The sequence below is a fragment of the Sphingobium cloacae genome (genome assembly GCF_002355855.1).
In the GTDB taxonomy this organism is placed as follows: domain Bacteria; phylum Pseudomonadota; class Alphaproteobacteria; order Sphingomonadales; family Sphingomonadaceae; genus Sphingobium; species Sphingobium cloacae.
Map to the genome: position 1 here is coordinate 347,190 of NZ_AP017655.1, position 24,868 is coordinate 372,057.

Genomic DNA, 24,868 nt, shown 5'->3' on the forward strand with positions numbered 1-24,868 from the left:
GGGCCGAGTTCCGGCTTTTCATGGCCCCGGCAAGCCGGTTCGCCTTGCGGCGGATCAGCCGATCAGCTTTCGCCCTGGCGCAGATTGTCCGTCATGCGCGCGAGCACCCGGCGGCACGCCGCGAGGTCGGCCTCATGGATGCCATCGGTCAGGCGGGCACAATGGCCTTCCATCAACGGCCAGCAGTCGCGCAGCAGCTTTCTGCCCGCCTCGGTCAATATGATTTCCCGGCGCCGCATGTCCGTCTCGGGAATCCGGCGCTCGACCCAGCCCGATGCGGCCATGGCGTCGATCGTGCGGCTGGCGGTGGACTGATCCACGAAGGTCTGCACCGCGATCTCGTTGACGGTCAATCCGTTCGTGATGTGCAGGACCGACAGCGTGCGCAGCATCACCGTGTTGATCCCCTGCTGGCCAAGCGTCCGGTTCTGTACGGCCAGGCCCACGCTTGCCAGCCGGTTGACCAGATAAGGCAGGAAGTCTTCCAGTTCCGCAATGCTCGACGGCGGGGCGGTCTGGAGCAGTATTTCGGCGTCCGGGGTCACATCGCGTTTCCTGTCCTGCTATCGGATTTTTGCCTGCGTCTCGGAAGATAGCAGGTTCAATATATCGAGGGCCGATTTCAGATCGTCCGGCGACAGGCCGCCGAACCAGTCGCGCAACAGGGCGTCGTGCATGTCTCGCGCGGCCTCGAAGACCGCGCGCCCCTTCGGCGTCAGGCTGACGACGAACGAGCGGCGGTCGGATGCGGACATTTCGCGCGTGATGAGACCGTCCGCGACGAGCCGCCGGACAAGGCCGGTCACATTGCCGCCCGTGACCTTGAGCCGCTCGGAAAGTTCCCCCTGGCTCAGATTGTCGCCAAAACGATGCAGTTGGGCGAGGACGTCGAATTTGGCGATCGAGATTCCGAACTGGTCCAGGAAAATGCGGTTGAGTCGGGCATAGATCGTGCCCTGCAAGGTCAGGAGGCGAAGCCAGATTCGGGTCTCGATGTTCGAAAGCGGGTCGTGATATTCGCTCGATTGGGTGCCGGATTGGCCGGTTTGCGTCATGATAGGCACTTTGCTGGGACAGATCGTCATGTGGGTCTGCACCGGCATCTGGGCCCGCGCGTCACGCGAATGACTGCATCGTGCGGATCAGCCCGTCAAGATCGGCATCCTCGCCATCCTTGATCGCGGTCTCGCGCAGACGGCGAGCCCAGCCGGCGGCATCCTTGCGGCCCGCGATCCGTCCTATCTCGGCGATGACCCGATCGAACTTCGACAATCCGCGCGCATGGGTGTCGGAATAGCCCTTGATCAGCCGACGGCATTTCAGCACTTCGACGCCCAGTTCATAATTGCGGCGCGCCATTTCCATCGCGAAATCGAGCCATTCGGTCCGATGCGCTTCCTCTTCGACATGGCGCAGCGAACGCCGGCGCATGCCGCGCAGCCCCGCGAGCGTGTAGAGCATCAGGAACGAACCGGGCGAATAGGTGCGGACGCGCCGTCCCTTGTTCACGCGGCGATCGAGCCAGCGATACAATCCTTCCCGCCGCTTCAGCCAGTTGGCAAGGCCGGCGGGCAGCATCCCCGCGATTTCCTCCATGCGCGGATGCATATATTCCGTTGTCGAGAGGATATGTTGCGCGCCGACCCCGATCTCGCCTTCGATCCGTTTCCGCCGCGCGCTACGGGTCTTGAGGTCGGCGACGCGGATGACATCGTCATAGGCCATCGCGTTCGCGGCATATTTTGCGGCCGTCACCGTCAGCGCAAAGCCCTGGGCATCGCCGCCGATCTCCTTGTCGATCGCATGGACGTGCCGCAGCGTATCGAGATATTGCCGCCCATAGGCCTCATCCTGGAAATCGACCACCTTCTTCAGCCCGGCGAACGCGATGGACCAGGCTGCCTGGGGAAGCTCTTGCCGCAATCGCGCGAGCAGCGGCGCGACCCGCGCGTCGGAAGATGTCTCCGGTACCGGATCGGTCGATGCTCCCTCCGGCTCCACGGGCTCGGCGGCCGGTGCGGGTGAACGGGTCGCCTGTTCGAATGCCCTGTCAAAGGTCCGCAGGCTCGCCGCGACGCCGCGTCCGTCCTTGCCGATCACGCTGTGATAGTCCTCGATCGGGAAGGGCAGCACGCCCGATCCGGCGAGCGCGCCGAACATCGCGGCCGAGATGACGCTTCCGTTCCGCGTGGCGAGCGCATCCATGTCGAAGATGATCTGCCGCCGCGCGCTGATGCCGATGGCGTCGACGACCGCGCCGCTCTCGGCAATGCCCTTGCCCGGCGCGCTTTTCTCGGAAATCGCGAAGGAACGGTGGTTCGATGCGATGAGCGTCGTGCGATCCGGCGTGACGATTCCGCGCAGGATCGAACGGCCAGCCTCCATGAATTCGGAAGCCATGACGACATCGACATCGCCGGGTGTCGGCATCTGGGCGAGGATCGGGCGCTGCCCGTTCGCCGGCTTCATCATCTCGACATAATAGATTGTCGCGCCGGTTCGCTGGGCCACGCCGGGGACCGAGGTGGATTGCGCCACCCAGCCTGCATTCTCGGCCAGGCTGACGATCCATCCGGTCAGCACGCCGCCGCCCTGACCGCCCATCGCCACGATCGCGATCGCGATCGGCCGCTCGGTCGCCTCGCCGGCCGCCGCCAGCGGGAGCTTCACTGTTTCATCGAGCATCAGGCTTCTCCGAAGCTGATCCGGCGCCGGTCGCGCCTGGTCTGGAGAAAATGGATGAGCGCCATCGACATCCTTGCCTTGAACCGGTCCCAGCCGGTCGGGTTGTGGATCAGGTCGGCGCGGTAGAAGGACGGGCACAGCGCCGCCGCCTCTGACACTTCGCCGCAATTGCCGCATCCCACGCAACTATTGTCGATGGCGGCGACGGGATCGTCGCGCAGCGGATCGTCGAGATGCTTGACCGAAAGCGACGGACAGCCGGAAAGACGGATGCAGGCATGGTCGCCCGTGCAGATGTCCTCGTCCACCCCGAAACGCTCGATCACCACGCGCTTGCCATCGCGGATTTTCCCGGCCGTTTTCGGTTTCTCGCGGCGCTGGCGGTTGAGCATGCATTCGGAGGAGGCGATGATGACCTTCGGCCCTTCGACCTCGGTCGTCAGCGCTTCCTTGAGCAGCGAGCGCATGCGCCCGACATTATAGGTCCGGTCGACCTGGCGCACCCACTTCGCGCCCACGCCTTCGACCGCCTTCGATATCGGATTGTTCGTATCGCGGTTCTTGTTGACCGCGCGCGAGGAGAGGATGTCCTGCCCGCCGGTCGCGGAGGAATAATAATTGTCGACGATCAGGAAAACGCCGTCATGCTTGTTGAAGACGGCGTTGCCGATCCCGGTCGTCAGCCCGCCGTGCCAGAAACCCCCGTCGCCCATCACCGCGATCGGCCGCTTGTTGCCCTTCTGGCCGAAAGCGGCGGCCGATGCCCCGCCCAGGCCGAAGCCCATCGTCGTGGTGCCGATGTTGAAGGGCGGCAGAATGGAGAAGAGGTGGCAGCCGATGTCAGCCGATACATGATGCTCGCCGATCTCCTGCTGGACCAGCTTCATCGCCGCGAAGATCGGCCGTTCCGGGCAGCCCGTGCAAAGCCCCGGCGGCCGGGGCGGCACGACGTCCTTCAATCGTTCGACCGCCGGCTCCGCCAGCAGGGAATCCGCTTCTGGCAGGGGAGGGCGGTTGCCGAGCAGGCGCGGCGCGCTGCCTTCCATAAAGGACAGCACGCCCTTCATGATGACATGGGCGGTATAATCCCCTCCCATCGGCAGCACGTTCTTGCCCCATAGGCGCGTCTGGATATCGCGCCGGCGCAGCACGGTGTTGAGCGCCTGCTCCAGATAATCGGGCTGGCCTTCCTCGACGATCAGCACGGCGTTTTTGCCCGAAACGAAATCCGCGACCTCGCTCTCGATGACCGGATAGGTGACGTTCATGACGTAGAGCGGTATCCGCGTATTGCCATAGGCGTCGGAAAGGCCGAGATATTGCAGGGCGCGGATGACGTTGTTGTACATGCCGCCCTGAAGGATGATGCCGACTTCCGCCTCTTGCGGACCGAAGACCTCGTTCAGCTTATGGTCGCGGATGAAGTCGATGGCCGCGGGCAACCGCTTGCGGATCTTCTCCTGCTCATGCGCATAGGCTGCGGGCGGCAGCACGATGCGGTCGAGATCACGCTTGGGCGCTTCGAGCGCTTCCCGGATCGTCGGGCTGGGCCGCACATTGTCCTTGCATTCGAAGCTGCCATGCATGTGGCAGGTCCGCACGCGTACTTCCAGCATGACCGGCGTGTTGGAGGCTTCCGACAGCTGGAACCCCTTTTCGATCATGTTGACGATGCAGGCATGATCGGGGCGCGGGTCGAGCAGCCACATCTGCGATTTCATCGCGAAGGCATGGGTGCGCTCCTGCATGATCGAGGAGCCTTCGCCATAATCCTCGCCCACGATCACCATCGCGCCGCCCGTGACGCCCCCCGACGCCAGATTGGCGAGCGCGTCGGATGCCACGTTGGTTCCGACCGTCGATTTCCAAGCGACCGCGCCGCGCAGCGGATACATGACCGAAGCGGAGAGCATCGCCGCCGCCGTGGCCTCGCTCGCCGAGCTTTGGAAATTCACGTCCAGTTCGTCGAGGATATCCTTGGCGTCGGCCAGCACGTCTATCAGGTGGGAGATTGGCGAGCCCTGATAGCCGCCGACATAGGCGACCCCGGCCTGAAGCAATCCCTTGGTGATCGCGAGTATCGCCTCGCCGCGAAAGACGTCGCCATCCCCCAGCCGCAAATGTTCCACTTCCCGCGCGAACGATCGCTCCGCCATAATATCCGTCCAAAAATATGAATATGCATATGTTTATCAGTAAATGATTTGGGTGGCAACCGGAGTTCCGCGCCATTCCCCGGTCCGTATCAGGTCATGCGCAGATCGACGCGCTGCGCATTGCATGAGAAGCCCGGCATGTAGCGCCGCAGGAATTCGGTCTGGATGGCGGCGTTCTGCGCCGGTCCCTCCGCCTTTTCCAGCGCCGACGACAGTAGCGCCTCGTCGCGTCCGAAGGCATGGATGCCCTTGAGGTCCGCCCATGCGATCCAGAAGGACTTTCCGTCTGGCGCGATCCATTTCGGCGAAATCTGGGGCGCATAGGCGCGTGCTTCGCCGTCCCCGCCGGGCGTCCATGCCGTTTCTTCGTGAATCTGCCGCCACGGTCCCCACGGCGTGGCGGCGACCCAGATGCCGAAATAGCTCGGCTTGCCGAATTCGGTTCCGTCGGGCGCGCAGCCGATCCCCGCGTTCGCCATCATGTACAGACCCAGCGGCTCGTTGAAGACGACGCTGGGGAGCCATGATTCCACGACCAGATCGCCGGGAAAGAGATTGGTGTAATTGACCCATCCCCGCGGGAAGACATGGACGGGTTTGCGCTGCCCGATATCCGCCGTCCAGCGGGCGTCGCCGCGCCGCTGCCCGGCATAATATTCATAGGCGGAACGATCCGGAAGGCGGTCCGCCGGTGCCCGGAACAGCACCAGTTCGTTCATCCGGCCGTCGACGCTGCCGTTGGTTCCGTACACATAGATATAGCCGTCGCGGTTCGCGCCATAATCACGGCCCATCTGGAGGATCGAGAGCAGCGAGAAGCACCCGTCCGGTTCGTTGAAGAAGGTGAAGCGATCGCGCGATTGCTCGTCCCAATCCTCCCACACGACAGGCGACGATCCATCCCGGTTGCGCCAGTTCGATCCGCCGTCGTCGGAGTAGATCAGCTTCGCGCCCGTCCAGCGCCGCGGGCGATCCTCCGCCCGGTCGAGCGTGCTCAGGAACTGGTAGAGCCTGCCCCGCGCCGCCAGCAGGCCATGCCCAAAATAATGGGGCGCGTCTTCGGGCCGGGCCGACAGGTTGAGTTCGGGATAGCCCGGCAGGTCGGTGAAGGACACATCGGGGGGCGATCCTGCCGCCGCCCACAGGCGGCTGTTGTAGAAAGCCTGGGGAGGGTCGGCCCATCCCGGCCCGTCATTGACGGCGATGATCTGGCGGTCGTCGGCCGCCCAGCTCATCTTGTATCCGTCGCCCAGCCCTCCCAACCGCAGGATGGTGTCGTCGCGCCGCTGTGCCGCGCGCACCCGCTCGGCATTGTTGCTGGCGAACGGTGCAGCGGCAAGGGCGGCCGGCGCCAGGGCGATGCCCATACTGACGGCGCCTGCTCCCTTCAGGAAATCGCGTCTATCGGTCATGTGGTGAGTTTCCCTTGGGCGACCCGTTCCAGGAGCAGGCTTATTCAGGCGATCATGGAGGCGAGAGGCAAGGCCCGAGCGGCATTACTTGACCTCTTCGCCAGTCTTCATCTGAACGGTGCCGTCTTCACCGACCTTGAACAGCGGATCTTCCTTCTCGCAGAAATATTCCGACATTTCATATTCGTCGTTCCGCTTGTAGCCATAAGTGAAGGTATATGGCTCCTGCAGCATCTTGGGATCCTCGATCGTGATCTTGTTTTCGATCAGATTGGGTGCGGTCAGACGGATGCGTTCCGTGATCGTCATCTCATCGCTGTGCGGGATTTCGAAGAAGCGGACATCCTCCTTGACGCCCTTGGTGGTCACCACCAGGGTATCGCCTTCCCATTTCGCGGTCGACATACCGTAATAGCCGGGGGTGATGTCCTCAAGGGGCGGCATCTTACGGTTCAGGTAGATGCGGCGAGTCTGGGTGAGGAATTCGGCCAGAACGGTGATCTGTCCCGGCGTTTGGAGGATCTGGAGCGGAAAGATCGCGCCCATGACCGACGGCATGCCTTCGGGGATGCACAATGTGTTGGGATCGGCCAGCGGCGTACCGGCTTTCAGCTTGGCATCGCGTTCGGCGCGGATGGCCTTCCACTCGCTCGCATAAGGTTCCTTGAGCTTGGGGCCGTCACCGGGCACTGGCAGTTCAAGGAAGGTATTCTCCTCACCTGTGACGGGGTCGGGCGCGAAAGGGTCGGGCCAGATTTCCCAAACGCCCGTGATATTGGGCTCTGCCGTCTGCGGCGTATTTGTCGCGCCGGCCTGCTGAGGGCTTGTGCTGGCCGGCTGGGTGTTTGCGCTGGCCTGCTGGGTCTTTGCGATGCTGCTATGGGACGCGAATGGCATGAACGCCGCGGCGAGCAGGACGGTTTTCGCAAACTTCATCGGAATCCTCCAGGGATGTCGAGATTATGGGTGAACGGATGCATCGCAATGGTGCCCGGGAATTGCCGATTCTTCGGGAGCGTCGGTCGTGGTAGCATGAGCCACGACCGACGCCCAGTCGGCGCATGGGACAGGGGATTCACCAGGCGTTGAGCGTCTTTCCATCGGGTGTCTTGATGGTCTTGAGCATCCCACCCGGCTTTCCGTTGCGCAGCGGGTAGAAAGTTATGTCCACAACATCGCCGGCTTTAAGGATGGAGGGTTTCCAGCCGAGGCGGGACAACATGTTCACGCTGTTACATTCCAGCGTGAATATCTGCATGGCGCCTTTTTCGTCCCGCGCTTTCACGAGAACGAACGAATGGGGATTGGTGTATCGGAATTCGGTGACGACCGTCTTCGTCTTGGTGGACTGTTTGGTCTGGTCGAACATGGCAAATGAATGGTGCGCGTCCGCGACCGACGTCATGCCCGCCAGCGCCGCGAAACAAATGGTCGCGGCCAGCAGCATATTCTTCCTCATCAACATCACTCACTCCCGAGGGTCATTCCTTGTTGCCCCGGCATCGCGATGGCGATGCAAGGGAGATTGGGTGCAATCCGTACCTGACCCAAACATGGCCTGAATTTATCAGCGGGGACGTTGTGAATACGCCTAATAACAGTTGTGAAACCGTTACATGTCGCGAGAAATGTGGCGAATTTGCGTACCTTTTTCATTCTCTCCACGGGACGGCCGCGTTACGTGGGGTGCCGAAAGACTTGGACTTTGTTCCGCATTGTTCACTATACGTAACGGCATGACAGTGGCTTCCCACTCTGCTTCGCCGCCTAACGGGCGGGCCGGCGATCCGACGGCCGGCGAAGATTCGCTTCCGCCGCATCACCAGGCGCTGCTGGCCGCCGCCGAGCCGCTGCGCGCCGAGCTGCGCGCGAAGCGCACGGGGACATTGGCGCGTCTTTTCGAACTCCTCCTTGCCCGCACGATCGAAGGCCGGCCGCCCACCGAACTCGAAATCGCCAATGAGGTGTTTTCCGACGGCAGGGTGATCGATTCGACGCAGGATTCGACGGTGCGGGTCTATGTCCATCGCCTGCGCAAGCTCACCGAAAGCGTATATGCGGACCGCGAGGGCCCCGCGCTCGAAATCCGCAAGGGCGAATATCGCATCGAGTTGAAGGAACCCGCATCAGCCGAGCAGAGCGGTCCGTCCCCGCCGCAGGACAAGGGCATGGCGTCGAATGGTACGCGCCGGAAACCGGGTTGGCTGCTGGTCGCCCTGGGCGTGGCGCTGCTCCTGATGCTGGCCTTCCTGTTTTTCCTCGTCCAGCGGCCGGACGGTGACCGCCTCGCGGCGACGGCCTTCTGGCGGCCGCTCGCGACGAACGTGCGGCCGACGACGATCGTGCTGGGCGACAAATATCTCTTCGGCCAGGCGCCGCCCCAGGGGGCGAACGCGTCCGCGCCGCCACGGCTGGTCTGGGATCGGTCGATCGCGGCGAGCGAGGATTTGTATGTCCATCTGATGCGCCGGCCGGACGAGGCGAAAAGCACCACCGTGCTGAACCAGCATTATGTTCCGTCAAGCTCGGTCACGGCACTGCGCGACATCCGCGCGGCGCTTGTGGGCGTCAAGGGCCGGGGGCGGGCGCGCATCCGGGTGATTTCCGCCTCGCAACTCACCCCCGACATCCTGAAATCGTCCGACATCGTCTATGTCGGCCAACTCGGCGACCTTGGCCCTCTGCTGCGTGACCCGTTGTTCCTCGCGTCGGGGCTGAAGGTCGGCCCTACCGAAAATGAGATGATCGATCGTGTGTCCGGCCGCACCTACCGATCCGACGGCCTCGTGCTGACCGAAGAGAGGATTCCGCGCCGGGATTACGGCTATATCGCTCGCCTTCCCGGACCGTCGGGCAATAACATCTTTGTCATTGCCGGTACGCGCGACGCCGGGCTGCTGGAAATGGCCGAACTGGCGCGGAGTCCCGAGAAGCTCAACGCGGCAAGGCTGTCCGGGACGGGCGCGCCGCAGGGAATGGTCGCGCTGTATCAGGTGCGGACCATGGGCAGCCTGAACCTCGGCTCTGCGCTGGTGCTCAAGCGCAAGCTGCGCTCGCAGGGCATCTGGGACAAGCCCCGGTCGACCCCGGCGCGATCCTGATCGGCCCGCGGCGGCGCATGCGCCGGATGCTGGCCGCTTCAGGCAAGATATTGACCGGTTCGGCCATTATGATCGTCTGCAATGGTGGCAATGTCTTCCCATGAAGAACAAGCGATTTTTCCTCGCGGTGGCGCTGGCCAGCTTGCCACTGTCCGCCCGTGCCGATGTCGTGGACGACTATCTCCAGGCCGCCATGGCGCGGCAGGACATACCGGGCCTCGCCATCGCGGTGACGCGCGAAGGGCGGCTCCTGCGCGCCCAGGGATATGGCTTCGCGAATCTGGAACACAAGGTGCCGGTGCATGCCGACACCCTGTTCAAGAGCGGGGCCATCGGCATGCAACTCACCGCCGCGGCGGTCATGCTGCTGGTCGAGGACGGCAAGATCCGGCTCGACGATTCCATTCGCACATATCTGCCTGAAGTCCCCGAAAGCTGGCAACCCGTCACGATCCGGCACTTGCTCAACCACATATCGGGCATTCCGGCGACGCCCAACGGGGATTTCCGGACCGACTATAGCGACGAACAATTGCTGGCGATCATCACGAAACAGGATCTGAACTTCGCCGCCGGATCGCGCTGGCGGTTCAGCTATGCCGACTATATCGTGCTGGGTTTCATGATAAAGCGCGTGTCCGGCGAATATTATGCCGACTTCCTCTCGCGACGGGTCTTCGTTCCGCTCGGGATGCGGACGGCGCGTGCCATCGACGAACTGGCGGTCATCCCCAATCGGGCCGCGGGCTATGAACGGCGTGAAAAAGGGCTGCAAAACGCCGAGTGGATTTCGTCGACCGCGAATTCGACGGCGGACGGTTCGCTCTATCTCTCGCCGCTTGATTATGCGGCCTGGGCGGAAGGCATGGCTTCCGGCCGTATACTCAGGCCCTCGTCATGGGCGGAGATCGCGAAGCCGGCCCGCATCGCCGCCGGATGCGCTGTCCCCTATGGGTTCGGCTGGCACCAGGAAAAGGCGGGCGCGCGCGGCGCCTGGTGGCACGCGGGAAGCTGGCAGGGTTTCCAGACCTTCGCCATCCGCTATCTCGACGATAACCTGACCGTGACGGTGTTCGCCAACAGCGACGATGCCGATGCCGACGCCATTGCGCGCGGGGTCGCGGGGCTGATCGAGCCGAAGCTTGCCCGAAAGCCCGCCGCCGCCATCGAGGAGCGCGACCCGCAGATGAAGCAACGCATCGAGCGATTGCTCGGCGATATCGTGCAGGACCGCACGCGCCACGCGGATTTCGTCGATTTCGCGAAACTGGATTATGATGAGCTGACGGCCATGCAGCGCCAGTCGCTCTCGGCGCTGGGGGCATTGCAGGATGTCGCGCTTTTCGATCGTGCGGCCGCCTGTGGAGAGACGCGCTATCGCTATCGCGCGCGCTTTGAGAAGGGCATTGTCGAAACGAGGATCGCCATCGCGGCGGACGGCCGGATCGGCGACCTCGAAATCGTGCCGGTCGGCGCGTGGGATGCGCCGCTCTGACGGTCAGCCGTTCGTTTCACGCCAATCGGCGTAGACGGGCCGCGCCAACTGGAACAGGTCGGAACAGCGGGTGTACCATCCCGCGCCGTGCATCCGCGCGACTAGCTGCATGGCCAGCGTATCGACATGCAGCCGCTCGCTGTCGACCAGGTCGTCGCGAATGTGGAAATGATGCACCTCGCCCAGGACGATCGTCGTCAATCCCGCTTCCACGGTCTGGAACAGGCGGCACTCCATCGAGACCGGCGCGGAGGCGATCCGGGGAGGGGCAACGGAGAGCGAGGGCGCGGTTGCGATCCCCCCATGGGCCAGTTCGTCGAAATCGGGCGGCGCATCGATGCAGGTGAAGTTCATCGCCGCCGCGTCCGCTTCGCTGACGAGGTTGACCACGAACTCGCCGGTATCGAGGATATTGGCCGCGCTGTCCTTGCGCGATCCGTCCGGCCGCCGCATCAGCCCGATCGCCACGAGCGGCGGTTCGGACCCCATCATGTTGAAGAAGCTGTAAGGCGCGGCATTGTCGACCCCGTCGGCCGAACGGGTCGTGAGCCAGGCGATCGGCCGTGGCGTGATCGCGGCGCTCATCAGCTTATAGCGGTCGGCTGCGGCCATGTGGGCGAAGGCGAAATCCATCTGCTTATTCGCCGCCTTCGCGCTTTACCGCGCGTTGTGGTCCGACGTTGACATGAAGTGTGAAGATGTCGGGGCGCGCATAATGCCCCGCGACATCGAAATCATATTTGCCGCGGATGACCTCGTCGGGATCGATGTCCGCGTAAAGAATGTCCTCACCGTCGAAATGCGGACCCGCGAGCGTCGCGCCCAGCGGTGCGACGATCATCGATCCCCCGCGCAACAGCACGGTGTCGGGATCGTCGCCGAGCGCGCAGTCGAAATCCTCGGGCCACGCGCCCCGCGTGATATATTGGCAGGCCGAAAGGACGAAGCATCGCCCTTCCAGCGCGACATGCCGCATCGTCGCCGCCCAGCTGTCGCGGTCGTCGGCCGTCGGCGCGCAATAGAGGGTGATCCCCCGGTCGTACATCGCCATGCGCATCATCGGCATATAGTTTTCCCAGCAGATGACGGCGCCGATCCTGCCGAGTCCGGTTTCGATGACCGGCATCGTCGACCCGTCGCCAAAGCCCCAGATCAGCCGCTCGGCGCCGGTCGGCATCAGCTTGCGGTGCTTGGCCACCAGCCCTTTTTCGCCGTCGAGGAACAGGGCGGTGCAATAGACCGTCCCGCCGTCGCGCTCGATCACGCCGATCACGACGAAGGCGCCGGTCGCGTGGGTCGCTTCGCTCAGCAGTTCGATCTCCGGCCCGTCCAGATCGATGGCCGCTTCATGATAGCGGCGGAAATCCTCGCGGCCTTCGGGGCGGCGCATGCCGACGGGCGTGCCGAAGGACGCGCCTTTTGGATAATCGCCCAGAAACGCTTCGGGAAAGACGATCAGCCGCGCGCCTTTTCCGGCGGCCTCGTGAATGAGCTTTGCGGCCTTGCGCGCGGAGGCGAGCGAGTCGCGCGGTATTGATGAGGCCTGCACGACGGCGGCGCGGAAGGGTGAGGACATGATGCTCCTTTCGAAATGCGGTCTGTCCGCGGTCGATCGCCGTTAGACTACTTGCATTTTGCGGGAGAGCAATATATTTTAAGCCTATAATATCTTGCATGGGAGATGGCCATGAGCCAGCCGAGCTACGATCGATACCGCGAAGACGTCATCGGCCGGGCCAATGTGTCCGACACGCCCGAACTGGTCGATTATTATCGCCGGCTCTCGACGCTGGGCACCGGCGCGCTCTGGACCGTCGCCAACAAGATCGAGCCATGGGAGCCTGTTTCCTCCTCGGTGCCCATGCTGTGGCGCTATGCGGACCTGCGCGACGATGTGCTGAAGGCGCTCGAGCTGGTGACCCCGGAGCAGGCGGGCCGGCGCGTCATCTATCTGGAGAATGAAGGGCGGTCGGACGTGGTGGCCGCTGTCGGCTGGCTCTATTCCGGCCTTCAGGTCATGGCGCCGGGCGAATGCGCGTCGAGCCACCGGCACAGCGCCTCGGCGCTGCGTTTCATCATGGAAGGCAGCGGGGCCTTCACGAATGTCGACGGGCACAAGATGACGCTTGGCCGCAACGACTTCGTGCTGACGCCCAACGGCACCTGGCACGAACATGGCGTGTCGGAAGACGGGTCGATCTGCATCTGGCAGGACGGGCTCGACATTCCGCTGATGAACGCGCTGGAAGCCAATTTCTACGAAGTGCACCCCGACCTCAACCAGGCGGTCACCTTTCCGGTGGACGACAGTCTCGCGATGTGGGCCGGGTCGGGCCTGCGTCCCGCTGGCGTCGGCTGGACCCGGCCCTATTCCCCGCTGCTGAAATATGAGTGGGAACCGACCTATGAGGCGTTGGAGCGCTATGCCCGCGTCACCGATGGATCGCCCTATGACGGGATCATCATGGATTATGTGAACCCGCATACGGGCGGCCCGGTCATGCAGACGATCGGCGCCACGATGCAGATGCTCCGCCCGGGTGAGCGGACGAAGGCCCATCGGCAGACCGGCAGCTTCGTCTACCAGTGCGCGAAGGGCAGCGGCTGGTCGATCATCAATGGCCGGCGGTTCGATTGGCGGGAGCGCGACATCTTCGTCGTCCCGGCCTGGATGTATCATGAGCATGCCAATGCGTCCGACACCGACACGGCCTGCCTCTTCAGCTTTCATGACCTGCCCGCGATGCGCGCGCTCGGCCTCTATCGTGAGGAAGCGCTGGGCGAAAATGGCGGCCATCAACCCATCGTCTGACAATCCAGAAGGAAGAACATGCGTCTTGTAACCTATCGCGCCACCGTTGAAACCGCCGCTCGCCTGGGCGCTGTAGTCGGCGATCTTGTCGTCGACCTCGCCCGCTTCGGCGAGGCGAAGGCGGTGCCGTTCCCATCCTCGATGCTGGAGTTCATCGACCTCGGCCCGCAGGCAGTGGCCATTGCGACGGAGCTTCTCGACGGATGCGGCGGTTCCTTTCCGCTCGGCACGGCTGTTCCGCTCGCGAACGTGAAGCTGCTCGCGCCGATCCCGCGTCCGCGCAAGAATATCTTCGGCATCGGTCTTAACTATACCGAGCATGTCGCTGAAAGCGCCAAGTCTCTCGACACCTCGGCGGATTTGCCGCGCCAGCCGGTGATCTTCTCCAAGCCGCCGACGACCGTCATCGGCCCTGACGAGCCGATCCCGCATAATGCCGGGATCACCCAGCAGCTCGACTGGGAAGTCGAACTCGCCGCGATCATCGGCACGACGGCCAGAAGGGTATCGCGCGACACGGCGCTGCGGCACGTCTTCGGCTATACGGTGTGCATCGACATGAGCGCGCGCGACTGCCGGCGGGCCGGACAGTGGATCTATTCCAAGGGGCAGGACGGCTACGCGCCGATGGGGCCCGTCGTCGTCACCGCCGATGAAATTCCCGACCCGCAGACGCTGGACCTGTGGCTGACGGTCAATGGCGTGGAAAAGCAGCGCAGCAACACCGCCTACATGCTGTTCAAGGTGGACGAACTGATCGCTGACATCAGCCAGGGCATCACGCTCGAACCGGGCGATATCATCGCGACCGGAACGCCTGCGGGCGTGGGCGCCGGACGCGATCCGCAGGAATGGGTCTGGCCCGGCGACGTCATCGTCGCCACGGTCGAGGGGATCGGCCAGTTGCGGCATCCCGTGGTCGCTGCCGCGGTCTGAACCATGCAGCCGGGGATATGGCGGTCGCCTCACCGGGCGTCCGCCATGTCCCCGAAGATGGAGGCACGGTTCCGGTCACTCCGCCGGCACGAGGCCCTCGACCATCCGGGCGCGCATATCGTCAGGCCACGGGATCGCGCGCTGGGCATCGATATCCATGCACACCAGCGTCACCTCCGCCTTCAACCGCTCGCGCCCGTCGCCCGCGAAGGAGACCGCCAGCCGGCAGCTGGCGCGGCCGATCTCGCGGGTGCGAAGGGTGATGGTCAGCCGGTCGCCCAGCGCGCTGGGCGAGAGGAAGTCGACATGGAGCTTCACGGTGGGCACGCCGATGCGGCGTTCGACATGCATCGTCCGGAAATCCACGCCCAGCGCCTGCGCGCACCAATCCTCCACTGCCGCGTTCAGCATCTCGAAATAGCGCGGATAAAAGACGATGCCAGCGGCATCGACATGGGCGAAGCGCACCTCCGTCCGGGTCTCGAACGTCATTCAGTCATTCCTCATCAGTGTCGATTTCAATCCGGACAAAAGGTCCACCAGGGCTTCCATCCGCTCGGCCGGAAAACCGCGGAAGGCGTCCGCGATCCATTTGTGATGGGCCTCGGCCAACAGCTTGAACCGCTCCTGGCCTTCCTGTGTCAGCGAAACGATCGCCGACCGCGTGTCGTTCGGGTCGATGACCGATCGCACGAACCCCTGTGCCTGAAGCTGTCTGACGATCGACGTCACATTGCCGTTCGACACGAGCAATGTGCGCGACAGCTCGCCCATCCTCAGGCCCTCCGGCGCACGGTAAAGCGCCGCCATCACGTCGAAGCGGGGCAGGGTGGTGCCGAACTGCTCCTCGAAATTGCGCCGAAGCCGCTTTTCCCCGATCTTGGCGCAACTCAGGAGGTGGACCCACATGCGCAGGTCCGTCGATCCGGCCCCTTCAGGACGGAATGGCTCGTTTGCGGGTCTATGCTCCGTCATGGATATCCTGGTCCGAATGGCGCGATTGCATCGACCGGGCGAAACGGATAGTGGCGGGTTCACTGCCCGGACAGGCAATGCGCATGGCTAGTCTCCTTTTATTTTAAGCCTAAAGCAAAATGACGGATTGTCCAAGCATCTTGATCGCCGGGCAGGCATCGACATGGCCGACGCCGGGACGAAATGCCTCCCTCGCCTCCACTGTCCGCGCTTTCCCTCATCTCCTGCTTTGAGCGGGTGACTTGCCGGATCGCGCGCAGTCTCCGCTCAGGCCACGGGCCATCGGTCCGTCATGTCATGTTCCAAATCGGCCATTTTCGCCTGACGTCTAGTTCAATGCGCGGGCCAGCACCAGTCGGCGGTCGACGATCACATCGTCGATCGCGCTCACTTCGAAAAGGGCTTCGAACCTGGCCGCGCCGGCAATTCTGGCGTCGATAGCGCGCAATTGCGCCGGATCGGAGACCAGCGCGGCCATGCTCTCCACGCCGGTATCCCCGATGCCGCCGATCACGACGATGACATTGCCGGACGGGCCGGAAAACCTCCCGATATATCCATAGTCCTTCCGCGGCGCGCGGGTCTTCCCCGGCTCCGGATCGGCCAGATAATGCCGGCCCGATGACGTATCGACCAGTTCGTTATAGGCGCCGCCGGGCCGCAGCCGGGAAGCGCGGAACAGGGGCGCGGCGATCGGCCCCAGGCTGGAAAGCCGGCCGACATAGACAATGCTGTTGGTCGCCAGCATGTTCGGGTCCAGCTTCGAAGAGATCGCGATGGGCAGGGCGCCGGCCGACGCCATGCCGAGGCCCGACAGGATATCCTGAATATCCCATGCGGCAATTGCGGTGCCGGAAGGGGAGAAGTTCAGGTCGAGATCGTAAAGACGGTAAAAATCTTCGGGATGCGTCTTCAGATGTTGTCCCAGATCCTCGCGCGAACTGATCTCGGGGTCGAGGATGATGCGGCTGATCTGTTTCTGGTCACGGGTTTCCGCGACCATGAAGGAGCTTCCCGCCACGATCAGGGGAGGCGGGCCGCTGGCGATCGAGCGCCAGAAGGCCGTCGCTCCCAGTGCCCGGGCGCGCGGGTCGGCTTCCTTGCGCGGCGAGACGGCCCACAGGACAAGGGCCGCCGCGATGACGAGGGCGACGACGCCCGCTATGACGGCCGTGCGCCGCGACGGCAGGGGCGGACGCCATGGCAGCCGCCGCCCATAGACCACGGCTCCGGGGCCCGATCCCAGGACGATCCGATATTCCCCCTTCGGGATCATGAGCCGGGGGCCGGTCTTGCCGGCATAGAATTCGTCGAGCCGTTTGCGCAGGCGATGCACATAGACGCGCACCGTGGAGTCGGCCGCATTTTCGCGAATCCCGTCATCGCCGAAAACCGCGAGCGCGATTTCGACCTCCTTGGGCGATCGGTCGTCCTGCGATCGTTCGACCAGGAAATCGAACAGGCGCAGGAATACCGTCGACCGTCCCGCGGCGAGCGCGATCCGGACCTGCGCCACTGCGTCGTCAAACGCCTGGACTGACTCCGGGGCGTCCCCTGAATGCAAATTATCCTCCCAAGAATGCCGACCCCGAACCGGCTCGGCCTGTTCTGTGCAAAAGCGTAGCGGTGTCGCGGCGGATCACAAGCAGAAGCTCGGATTCGCTGGCGATTGATCTTGACCTGTAACGGTTGTGAACGGTTAGAACAGGTGGAAAATTGGCTTTTTTACGATGCGGCGATGCGGGCTCGCCAGGGGTTCTGGGCCGTCGGCGCGCTGCCCGGCCCGATCCGCCGCCATAATTTCAAATCTGCCGGTTACCATCGCCCTGCTTGGCGGTTATGAAGCCATCATGGAGCAACAGGCACTCGTTATCGCGCTGATCGGCGTTCTTGGCATCGGCGCGCAGTGGGTCGCATGGCGCACCGGTTGGCCCGCCATCGCGCTGATGCTGGCGGCGGGCGTCATCGCCGGCCCGGTCACGGGACTTATCCAGCCCGAACGCACATTCGGCGAGATGCTGGAGCCGATGGTGTCGATCGCGGTCGCCCTCATCCTGTTCGAGGGAGGTTTGAGCCTCAATTTCCGGGAGTTGCGCAAGACCGAAGGCGCGGTCACGCGGCTGGTGCTGATCGGCGTGCCGATCGGATGGATATTGGGGGCGGTCGCCTGCTACTATGTCGCGGGACTGGTCTGGCCGGTCGCCATCCTGTTCGCGGGCATATTGGTGGTGACCGGCCCGACCGTCGTCCTGCCCCTGCTGCGCCAGAGCAATGTCGCGCCGCGTCCGCGCGCCATCCTGAAATGGGAAGCGATCGTCAATGATCCCTTCGGCGCGCTTTGCGCCGTCCTGACCTATGAATATCTGCGGCGGTCGGAGGATGGAGGCACCTTGCTGGCCGTGGTCCTTTCGCTGATCGGCGCGGCGGTGGTGGCCGGCCTGATTGGCTATGGCATGGCCCGCGCCATCGCCTGGGCCTTCCCGCGCGGCCATGTGCCCGAATATCTCAAGGCCCCGGTGCTGCTGGTGTCGGTCATCGGCGCTTTCGTGCTTTCCAATCTGGTGCAGCAGGAAACCGGCCTGCTCGCCGTCACCATCATGGGCATCGCCATCGCCAATATGCGGCTCGATTCCATGCGCGACATCCATCCGTTCAAGGAAAATATCACGGTTCTCCTGATTTCCGGCGTGTTCGTGCTGCTTTCCGCCTCGCTCAACCTGGAAGTGCTGCGCCAGTTCGAATGGCGCTTCCTCGCTTTCCTGCTCGCGCTGCTCTTTCTGGTGCGGCCGGCCACGGTCCTGCTCAGCCTGGCCTTCAGCCGGGTGCCGTGGAACGAGCGGCTGCTGGTCGCCTGGATCGCGCCGCGCGGCATCGTCGCGGTGGCGGTGTCCGGCCTGTTCGCGCTGCGGCTCGACCGGATCGGCTATAGCGACGGCAGCATCCTCGTCACGCTGTCCTTCTCGGTCGTGGTGGCGACCATCCTGGCCCACGGCTTCAGCATCGGACGGGTCGCGCGCTGGCTCAAGGTGACGGGCGCGGATGAAAAAGGGCTGCTGATCGTCGGCGCGACGCCCTGGAGCCTGGAACTGGCGGGCCAGCTCAAGCAGGTGGGCGTGCCGGTGACGATCAGCGACACGAGCTGGAACCGGCTGGCGCCCGCGCGGCAGGCGGGTCTCGATACCTATCATGGCGAGATCCTGTCGGAATCGACCGAGGAGCGCCTGGACTTCAACCGTTTTCAGGTGCTGGCGGCGACATCCGACAACGAAGCCTATAATGCCCTGGTATGCAGCGAGTTCGCGCCGGACATCGGCCGGGACGCGGTCTACCAGCTAGGGGACGCCAGCGAACAGGACGACCATCGCAGCCTGCCCGAAGCCCTGCGTGGGCGCGCCATGTTCACCTCCGGCCTTGGCGTGGAGGAGATATTGGCGCGGGAGAAGGCGGGCTGGGTCTTCCGCAAGACGAAGATCAGCGAGCAGTTTGATTTCGAGGCGGCGCAGCAGGCCCTGCCCGAAGGGAGCGACATGCTGCTGCTCATCCGCCGCGACGGCAAGCTGCTCTTCTTCACCCATGCCACGCGGCCCACGCCGCAACCGGGAGACACCATCCTGTCCTACGTTCCCTTCCGCCACGCGGAGCAGGCCGGGGAGGGGCAGGGCAAACCGGATGAGGACGATAGCAGGAGCAGGATTCCGGCATGAAAAGACAAGCGATCATCTGTGCGCTCACCTCGGCGTTGGCGCTCGCGGCTTGCGGCCCGGCAGGGCGCGACAAGGAGGATGCGGCCGGCAATATCTCGAACGATGCGCCGGGCAATCTGGCATCGCCCGTGGCAAGCTCGAACGCGGCGGAACCGCCGGGCAAGTCGATCATCCGTCCTTCCATCGTGGACGCGCCCGCATCGGCGTCCAGGGCCGAGCCGGTTTCGATCACCATTCCCTTTCCCGATCGCGGCATGAAGCTGGATGCGGAAGGACAGGACCGGATCGACAAGCTGCTGGCCGAACCCGTCATGGCCGAAGAGGGGCCGATCATCCTGCGCGGCCATAGCGATGCGCGCGGATCGGACGCCGATAATCTGGCGGCGTCCCGGCACCGGGCGGAGGCCGTGAAGGACTATCTCTTGTCCAGGGGCGTGGCGCAGGATCGCATCTCCATCATCGCCCTGGGCGAATATCGGCCCGTTGCGCCGAGCGCCAAGGCCGATGGCAGTGACGATCCCGAAGGCCGGGCCAAGAACAGGAGGGTCGAGATAGAGGTTGGCCTGCCGCCGCCGGTCATCGATCCTGCCCCGCCAGGCGAGTGAGGCCCAACCCTGAAGCTGGTCCGCCTTCTCCGAAACGCCGGCGGGCTTTGTCCTCCTCATCCTCTCCAGCGGACCATGACTGAGCCCGTCGCCGGGCACGGGCAATAAAGACTTATGCCCTTGTGCAGGTTCGTGCCCGGCACATGCCGCGATGATGATCGGCGGCGCCGCGAAGAAATGGCAGGGCCACTGAACCGGCACTGCAATCAAAATGTCATCATGGCCTTCTAGCAGGCGGCAATCAGAGAATCGAAGGATGATCCCATGAACGCCACTGCCGCGCTGCCGGGCCCTGCTGTCCGCCCCGAACTCGACCGGGGGTTGGGGATCGCCGGGACGATCGGATTCGGCGCGGCGCTGCTCGCGGCCATCCTGTACGTCGCCTACAGCATCTATGCGGACGCCAGCGCGGCGGGCGTGCCGACCACCACCTATCTGCCCTTCATCCTGCTGTTCATCGCGCTGCTGATCGCGCTGGGCTTCGAATTCGTGAACGGCTTCCATGACACCGCCAATGCGGTGGCGACGGTGATCTACACCCATGCCATGCCTGCCCATGTGGCGGTGATATGGTCGGGCTTCTTCAATTTCCTCGGCGTCCTGCTGTCGACCGGCGTCGTCGCCTTCGGCATCGTGTCGCTGCTCCCCGTCGAACTGATCCTGCGCGTGGGGTCCAGCGCGGGCTTCGCGATGGTCTTCGCGCTGCTGATCGCCGCGATCGTCTGGAACCTTGCGACCTGGTGGCTGGGCATCCCCTCGTCCAGTTCGCATACGCTGATCGGTTCGATCATCGGCGTGGGCGTCGCTAACGCTATGATGCACGGCAAGAGCGGCACGTCGGGCGTGGACTGGAGCAAGGCGACCGAAATCGGGCAGGCGCTGCTGTTCTCGCCGCTGATCGGTTTCGGCGTCGCCGCGCTGCTGTTCCTCGCCATGAAGGTGCTGATCCGCAACAAGGCTCTCTATGAGGAGCCGAAGGACGGCCTGCCCCCGCCATTCTGGATTCGCGGCCTGCTGATCTTCACCTGCACCGGCGTCAGCTTCGCCCATGGGTCGAATGACGGACAGAAGGGCATGGGCCTCATCATGCTGATCCTCATCGGCACCGTGCCGACCGCCTATGCGCTCAACCGCGCTGTTCCGGCCCATTATACGGCGCAGTTCCATGCGAACTCGATGGCCGCCGCCAATGCGGTGGGCGCTGCCCCGCTGCCCGATGCGTCCTCTGAAAAAGCGCGCGCGCAGATGACTGCCTATATCGCCGACAAGCGCTATACGGCCGAAACCCTGCCCGCGCTCGGCGTGCTGATCCGCGACGTGGACAGGCAGGTCGGCGACTATGGCTCGCTGGCGAAGGTGCCCGCCGCCGCCGTCGGCAACATCCGCAACGACATGTATCTCGCCTCCGAAGCGATCAAGCGGCTCGGCAAGGAAAAGACGGCGCCGCTGCCGGAAGCCGGCATGCAGACCCTCTCGACCTACAAGGGGTCGCTGGACGTCGGCACGCGCTTCATCCCGGTCTGGGTCAAGGTCGCCGTGGCCTTCGCGCTGGGGCTGGGCACCATGGTCGGCTGGAAGCGGATCGTGGTGACGGTCGGGGAGAAGATCGGCAAGTCGCATCTCACCTATGCGCAGGGCGCCTCGGCCGAGATCGTCGCCATGGCCACCATCTTCGGCGCGGATCATCTGGGCCTGCCGGTTTCGACCACCCATGTCCTCTCCTCCGGCGTGGCGGGGACGATGGCGGCGAACAGGTCCGGCCTTCAGATGAGCACGATCCGCAACCTGCTGATGGCCTGGGTGCTGACGCTGCCTGTGTCGATCGGCCTGGCGGGCGGGCTTTACATCGTCTTTTCCCGCCTCTTCGGCTGACGGAGGCCGCATACGGACGATTTCTCCGATCTTTTCGCGCCCGGCGGATCGACCGCGCCGGGCCTGATCTGGGGACTGGATTTCTCCCCCGCCGGGATCGTCGCCGTCCGGCACTGCGACGATCCCGTCTCGGGCGGGTTCCGCTGGCTGCACCTCAACCTTGCCGACCATGGCACCCGCCTCTTCATCGAGCAGGCCGATTTCCTTCCGGCGGCGGTGAAGGAACTGCTGCTTTCCCCTGACGCCCACCAGCGCTCGCTGGTGGACGGGCAGGCGGTCGGCTGCGTCCTGCATGATTTCGAGCGCGACTTCGACGCCGAGCAGACGGAGCGGATCGGCGCGCTGCGCCTGGCGCTGATGCCCGGCCTGATGCTCACCACGCGTGTCCACCCGCTGCGTTCGGCCGATATCGCCCGCGGCAAGCTCGAACGCGGCGGCGCGATCGAAGGACCGGCGCAGGCGCTCGATCTTCTCGTGAGCGCCATCGGCGGCAATATCCTGAACATCGGTCACGCGCTGGCCCGCGACGTGCAGCAGGCGGAAGACGATTTTCTCGAAGGCCATCACACCCCCACGGCCCGCGATCTGGTCCATATCCGGCGCAGGCTGGCGCAGGTCCATCGCCTGCTGTCGGGCATGCGCGGCGTGTTCCAGCGGCTGGAGGAGGATGAGGAACTGCCCGCCGATCTGCTGCCGACGATAGAAAAGCAGGTGCAGCGCATCCAGTCGCTGGACGCCGATATATTGGCCGTGCAGGCCCAGCTACGCCTGCTGCGCGAGGAAGTGGACATCCAGCAGGCGCAGCGCACCAACCAGAATCTCTACATCCTTTCCATCGTCACGGCGCTGATGCTGCCCGCGACGCTGGTGACGGGCATTTTCGGGATGAACACGGGCGGCATGCCCTGGGCGAGCGCGGGGCACGGCACGTTGCTGGCGACCGGCCTGGCAGGATCGGCGGCGGCGGCGACCTATATGCTGCTGCGTTGGATGGGCTTCATGCGCCAGTGACGCCGCGTCCCATCCGCTAATAACGGTCGGGAACGATCATCTCTTCGGGAACGGGATGCCGGATATAGTCGGCATGGCGCACGCGATCGGGCAGCGTCACGGTCGACTTGGGCACATCCTCATAGGGAATCTGCTCCAGCAGGTGCGCGATGCAGTTGAGCCGCGCCCGCTTCTTGTCGACCGCCTCGACCACCCACCAGGGCGCTTCGGGGATATGGGTATGTTCCAGCATCGCTTCCTTGGCGCGGGTATAATCCTCCCACCGGCGGCGGGATTCCACGTCCATGGGCGACAGCTTCCATTGCTTGAGCGGATCGTGGATCCGCATGGCGAAGCGAAACTGCTGCTCCTCATCGGTGATGGAGAACCAGTATTTGATGAGGATGATGCCCGACCGCACCAGCATCCGCTCGAATTCCGGCACGGACCGGAAGAACTCCTCCACATCGTCGTCGCTGCAAAAGCCCATGACCTTTTCCACGCCGGCGCGATTATACCAGCTCCGGTCGAACAGCACGATCTCGCCCGCGGCTGGCAGATGGGCGGTATAGCGCTGGAAATACCATTGGGTCCGCTCCCGCTCATTGGGCGCGGGGAGGGCGGCGACCCGGCAGACGCGGGGATTGAGCCGCTGCGTGATCCGCTTGATCGCGCCGCCCTTGCCCGCGGAGTCGCGCCCTTCGAAGATCACGACGACCTTCAATCCCTTGTGCACCACCCAGTCCTGAAGCCTGACCAGCTCATGCTGGAGACGGAAAAGCTCGCGGAAATAGGTGCGCCGTTCCAACTGCTCCCGTTCCGGATGATCCTCCATGTCCGCAAACATGGTTTCCAGCCGGCTCTCGTCGATCTCCATCTCCAGTTCCTCGTCGAAACTGTCGGCGATCTCCTGTTTCACGCGATCCATGGAGAAGGAGGAAGAAGAGGCGTTGGAAAAGGTCATGACAGCGGCATCCACGAAAAGTCTGGAAATGCCCTGCCATCCTATCGTGACATTCTGTTGACGGCGCGCGGGACGCGGCCATCGCGGCCGATCGCAAAGGGGGGCAGGGGAACATGATCCTCGCCGCCCCCGCCATCCCATCGTCATCGCGGTGCAGATGGACAGTCGCGGCGGCGTCATCATCCGGTCAAGGGCGTGTCATGCCAGGCTGGCAAAAGCGCCGCATGTTGAACCCTATCGACCGTTGCGTACGCATCCCCTCGGCCGACAAGGCCCGGCTGCGCCTTCTCTTTCTCGCCAAACATGCGCGGGCAAGCGGGAATCCCGACGCGGTCGACGGCAATCACGCCCTTTATCATCATGAGATGCGGGCGACGCTGGAGGAGATCGGTCTCGATATCCGGGTCGCCGACAGTTACGACGCCTTGTTCGAGCGGCCCGACGCCGATTTCGTCGTCACCCTTCTCAATCGCGGCGGCTTCCAGAATAGCGAGATGATGGCGCCGCTGCTGCTGAGCTGGCGGGACGTGCCGCATCTGGGCGCTGCTCGATCTCGTGACGATCGTCGTGCTGGGCAGCGGCCTCTACCTGTGGTTCGCAAGGCGGCACCGCGCGGGAGCGAGCGAGCCGGCGGATACTTCGGTCGCGCCGCAGATGCAGGCCGCCGAATGAAGACCGCGCGACCATCTTTCCATCGCCAGTGGGGCTGGCCGACCGGTATGGCCGTGCTGTCGATGTTCGGACTGCTGTCCGCCCTGCTGGGCGAAGGCGGGATATGGTGGTGGCTGTCCTGGGCGACGCCGGCGGCGCCCTTGCTGGTGATCATCTATCACGGGAATCAAACCCGTGTTTCAGCCGTGAGAGAGCAGTTGAAATACGTCGATGAATATCCATGTATATAAGTAAAATCAACAACTTGAGTTGCATTCGTATTTGGAGGTGTACCCCGATTTTGGTATGTTTATGGACGACGTATGAACGACGTTTTTGGAGCTACGACCATGGCACGAACAATCTCCGAAGTGCGATTGCAAGAGCGTAGCGCTCGTGCGGGCCTGAAACCCAGGAAGAGCCCATACTGGCGCATGATTTCAGAAGGTCTTCACCTTGGATATTATCGTGGCGCGCGCGGCGGCATCTGGGTCGCCCGATATCGTCCGG

General features: G+C 63.9%; 22 protein-coding genes. 9 read left to right on the forward strand and 13 right to left on the reverse strand.

From position 1 onward, the window contains the following. Positions 1-62 precede the first annotated feature (62 nt). From SCLO_RS01850 to SCLO_RS01880, 7 genes are all read right to left on the reverse strand, one after another. A complete protein-coding gene (locus SCLO_RS01850) occupies positions 63-545 on the reverse strand; it encodes a MarR family winged helix-turn-helix transcriptional regulator (RefSeq protein ID WP_066518493.1) in 483 nt (160 codons plus the stop codon). Between the two features lie 18 nt (positions 546-563). Next, entirely contained in the window at positions 564-1,055 is a 492-nt protein-coding gene (locus SCLO_RS01855) for a MarR family winged helix-turn-helix transcriptional regulator (RefSeq protein ID WP_066518565.1), read from the reverse strand. Between the two features lie 61 nt (positions 1,056-1,116). Beyond that, complete coding sequence (locus tag SCLO_RS01860; RefSeq protein WP_066518501.1) at positions 1,117-2,685, reverse strand: indolepyruvate oxidoreductase subunit beta family protein; 1,569 nt, start codon at positions 2,683-2,685, stop codon at positions 1,117-1,119. Beyond that, entirely contained in the window at positions 2,685-4,841 is a 2,157-nt protein-coding gene (locus tag SCLO_RS01865; RefSeq protein WP_066518503.1) for a thiamine pyrophosphate-dependent enzyme, read from the reverse strand. Before SCLO_RS01865 ends, SCLO_RS01860 begins: the two co-directional genes overlap by 1 nt. 89 nt (positions 4,842-4,930) lie before the next feature. After that, complete coding sequence (locus SCLO_RS01870) at positions 4,931-6,253, reverse strand: DUF4185 domain-containing protein (protein ID WP_197705119.1); 1,323 nt, start codon at positions 6,251-6,253, stop codon at positions 4,931-4,933. A gap of 84 nt (positions 6,254-6,337) precedes the next feature. Continuing rightward, positions 6,338-7,189 carry a hypothetical protein gene (locus SCLO_RS01875; RefSeq protein ID WP_197705120.1) on the reverse strand — a complete coding sequence of 284 codons (852 nt, stop codon included), beginning with the start codon at positions 7,187-7,189 and terminating at the stop codon, positions 6,338-6,340. 139 nt (positions 7,190-7,328) lie between these two features. Then, on the reverse strand, positions 7,329-7,700 hold the full coding sequence (locus SCLO_RS01880) for a DUF6152 family protein (RefSeq protein WP_096362076.1): 372 nt from the start codon (positions 7,698-7,700) through the stop codon (positions 7,329-7,331). Positions 7,701-7,989: 289 nt separating this feature from the next. Between SCLO_RS01880 and SCLO_RS01885 the strand changes: the two genes are divergently transcribed. Continuing rightward, complete coding sequence (locus SCLO_RS01885) at positions 7,990-9,354, forward strand: helix-turn-helix domain-containing protein (protein WP_123905430.1); 1,365 nt, start codon at positions 7,990-7,992, stop codon at positions 9,352-9,354. A gap of 100 nt (positions 9,355-9,454) precedes the next feature. Continuing rightward, on the forward strand, positions 9,455-10,849 hold the full coding sequence (locus tag SCLO_RS01890; RefSeq protein ID WP_066518508.1) for a serine hydrolase domain-containing protein: 1,395 nt from the start codon (positions 9,455-9,457) through the stop codon (positions 10,847-10,849). 3 nt (positions 10,850-10,852) lie between these two features. Here SCLO_RS01890 and SCLO_RS01895 read toward each other — a convergent pair whose 3' ends face one another. Together SCLO_RS01895 and SCLO_RS01900 are read right to left on the reverse strand one after the other, a co-directional pair. Continuing rightward, a complete protein-coding gene (locus SCLO_RS01895; protein WP_066518511.1) occupies positions 10,853-11,482 on the reverse strand; it encodes a flavin reductase family protein in 630 nt (209 codons plus the stop codon). A 4-nt stretch (positions 11,483-11,486) separates the two neighbouring features. Continuing rightward, complete coding sequence (locus SCLO_RS01900; RefSeq protein ID WP_066518514.1) at positions 11,487-12,425, reverse strand: carbon-nitrogen hydrolase family protein; 939 nt, start codon at positions 12,423-12,425, stop codon at positions 11,487-11,489. 111 nt (positions 12,426-12,536) lie between these two features. On the opposite strand from SCLO_RS01900, the gene SCLO_RS01905 reads away from it, so the two are divergent. After that, complete coding sequence (locus tag SCLO_RS01905) at positions 12,537-13,661, forward strand: cupin domain-containing protein (RefSeq protein WP_066518569.1); 1,125 nt, start codon at positions 12,537-12,539, stop codon at positions 13,659-13,661. Positions 13,662-13,679: 18 nt separating this feature from the next. After that, positions 13,680-14,597, forward strand: a complete 918-nt coding sequence (locus SCLO_RS01910; protein ID WP_066518516.1) for a fumarylacetoacetate hydrolase family protein — start codon at positions 13,680-13,682, stop codon at positions 14,595-14,597. Between the two features lie 75 nt (positions 14,598-14,672). Here the strand turns inward: SCLO_RS01910 and SCLO_RS01915 are convergent, their stop codons facing one another. The 3 genes from SCLO_RS01915 to SCLO_RS01925 all read right to left on the reverse strand — a co-directional run bounded on the left by SCLO_RS01915 (position 14,673) and on the right by SCLO_RS01925 (position 17,088). Then, positions 14,673-15,089 carry an acyl-CoA thioesterase gene (locus SCLO_RS01915; RefSeq protein WP_066518518.1) on the reverse strand — a complete coding sequence of 139 codons (417 nt, stop codon included), beginning with the start codon at positions 15,087-15,089 and terminating at the stop codon, positions 14,673-14,675. Then, entirely contained in the window at positions 15,090-15,506 is a 417-nt protein-coding gene (locus tag SCLO_RS01920; protein ID WP_066518520.1) for a MarR family winged helix-turn-helix transcriptional regulator, read from the reverse strand. Between the two features lie 394 nt (positions 15,507-15,900). Then, positions 15,901-17,088, reverse strand: coding sequence for a helix-turn-helix domain-containing protein (locus tag SCLO_RS01925; RefSeq protein ID WP_066518524.1), 1,188 nt, complete (start codon positions 17,086-17,088; stop codon positions 15,901-15,903). Between the two features lie 334 nt (positions 17,089-17,422). Here SCLO_RS01925 and SCLO_RS01930 point away from each other — a divergent pair, with 334 nt between their 5' ends. The 4 genes from SCLO_RS01930 (at position 17,423) to SCLO_RS01945 (ending at position 22,764) form a co-directional block, all read left to right on the forward strand. Next, on the forward strand, positions 17,423-19,276 hold the full coding sequence (locus tag SCLO_RS01930; protein WP_066518529.1) for a cation:proton antiporter: 1,854 nt from the start codon (positions 17,423-17,425) through the stop codon (positions 19,274-19,276). Continuing rightward, on the forward strand, positions 19,273-19,881 hold the full coding sequence (locus SCLO_RS01935; protein ID WP_066518531.1) for an OmpA family protein: 609 nt from the start codon (positions 19,273-19,275) through the stop codon (positions 19,879-19,881). The genes SCLO_RS01930 and SCLO_RS01935 overlap by 4 nt, the downstream gene beginning before the upstream one ends. Before the next feature lie 264 nt (positions 19,882-20,145). Further along, positions 20,146-21,753 (forward strand): inorganic phosphate transporter, encoded by a 1,608-nt coding sequence (locus SCLO_RS01940; protein WP_066518534.1) that lies wholly within the window; start codon positions 20,146-20,148, stop codon positions 21,751-21,753. Positions 21,754-21,849: 96 nt separating this feature from the next. Next, positions 21,850-22,764, forward strand: a complete 915-nt coding sequence (locus SCLO_RS01945) for a transporter (protein WP_231923432.1) — start codon at positions 21,850-21,852, stop codon at positions 22,762-22,764. A gap of 16 nt (positions 22,765-22,780) precedes the next feature. Here the strand turns inward: SCLO_RS01945 and ppk2 are convergent, their stop codons facing one another. Next, complete coding sequence (ppk2, locus tag SCLO_RS01950; RefSeq protein WP_197705122.1) at positions 22,781-23,707, reverse strand: polyphosphate kinase 2; 927 nt, start codon at positions 23,705-23,707, stop codon at positions 22,781-22,783. Between the two features lie 113 nt (positions 23,708-23,820). Between ppk2 and SCLO_RS23735 the strand changes: the two genes are divergently transcribed. Further along, positions 23,821-24,609: a hypothetical protein gene (locus tag SCLO_RS23735; RefSeq protein WP_231923315.1), complete on the forward strand. Its 789-nt coding sequence runs from the start codon at positions 23,821-23,823 to the stop codon at positions 24,607-24,609. Positions 24,610-24,868: the final 259 nt, after the last annotated feature.

Excerpts from the sequence above, each read along its gene's own strand:
- SCLO_RS01935 (WP_066518531.1), top strand. The coding sequence starts at position 19,273 with ATGAAAAGACAAGCGATCATCTGTGCGCTCACCTCGGCGTTGGCGCTC.
- SCLO_RS01880 (WP_096362076.1), bottom strand. The coding sequence starts at position 7,700 with ATGCTGCTGGCCGCGACCATTTGTTTCGCGGCGCTGGCGGGCATGACG.
- SCLO_RS01875 (WP_197705120.1), bottom strand. The coding sequence starts at position 7,189 with ATGAAGTTTGCGAAAACCGTCCTGCTCGCCGCGGCGTTCATGCCATTC.
- SCLO_RS01865 (WP_066518503.1), bottom strand. The coding sequence starts at position 4,841 with ATGGCGGAGCGATCGTTCGCGCGGGAAGTGGAACATTTGCGGCTGGGG.
- SCLO_RS01860 (WP_066518501.1), bottom strand. The coding sequence starts at position 2,685 with ATGCTCGATGAAACAGTGAAGCTCCCGCTGGCGGCGGCCGGCGAGGCG.
- ppk2 (WP_197705122.1), bottom strand. The coding sequence starts at position 23,707 with ATGACCTTTTCCAACGCCTCTTCTTCCTCCTTCTCCATGGATCGCGTG.
- SCLO_RS01905 (WP_066518569.1), top strand. The coding sequence starts at position 12,537 with ATGAGCCAGCCGAGCTACGATCGATACCGCGAAGACGTCATCGGCCGG.
- SCLO_RS01915 (WP_066518518.1), bottom strand. The coding sequence starts at position 15,089 with ATGACGTTCGAGACCCGGACGGAGGTGCGCTTCGCCCATGTCGATGCC.
- SCLO_RS01895 (WP_066518511.1), bottom strand. The coding sequence starts at position 11,482 with ATGGATTTCGCCTTCGCCCACATGGCCGCAGCCGACCGCTATAAGCTG.
- SCLO_RS23735 (WP_231923315.1), top strand. The coding sequence starts at position 23,821 with ATGATCCTCGCCGCCCCCGCCATCCCATCGTCATCGCGGTGCAGATGG.
- SCLO_RS01910 (WP_066518516.1), top strand. The coding sequence starts at position 13,680 with ATGCGTCTTGTAACCTATCGCGCCACCGTTGAAACCGCCGCTCGCCTG.
- SCLO_RS01920 (WP_066518520.1), bottom strand. The coding sequence starts at position 15,506 with ATGTGGGTCCACCTCCTGAGTTGCGCCAAGATCGGGGAAAAGCGGCTT.
- SCLO_RS01930 (WP_066518529.1), top strand. The coding sequence starts at position 17,423 with ATGGAGCAACAGGCACTCGTTATCGCGCTGATCGGCGTTCTTGGCATC.
- SCLO_RS01870 (WP_197705119.1), bottom strand. The coding sequence starts at position 6,253 with ATGACCGATAGACGCGATTTCCTGAAGGGAGCAGGCGCCGTCAGTATG.
- SCLO_RS01885 (WP_123905430.1), top strand. The coding sequence starts at position 7,990 with ATGACAGTGGCTTCCCACTCTGCTTCGCCGCCTAACGGGCGGGCCGGC.
- SCLO_RS01855 (WP_066518565.1), bottom strand. The coding sequence starts at position 1,055 with ATGACGCAAACCGGCCAATCCGGCACCCAATCGAGCGAATATCACGAC.
- SCLO_RS01900 (WP_066518514.1), bottom strand. The coding sequence starts at position 12,425 with ATGTCCTCACCCTTCCGCGCCGCCGTCGTGCAGGCCTCATCAATACCG.
- SCLO_RS01890 (WP_066518508.1), top strand. The coding sequence starts at position 9,455 with ATGAAGAACAAGCGATTTTTCCTCGCGGTGGCGCTGGCCAGCTTGCCA.
- SCLO_RS01940 (WP_066518534.1), top strand. The coding sequence starts at position 20,146 with ATGAACGCCACTGCCGCGCTGCCGGGCCCTGCTGTCCGCCCCGAACTC.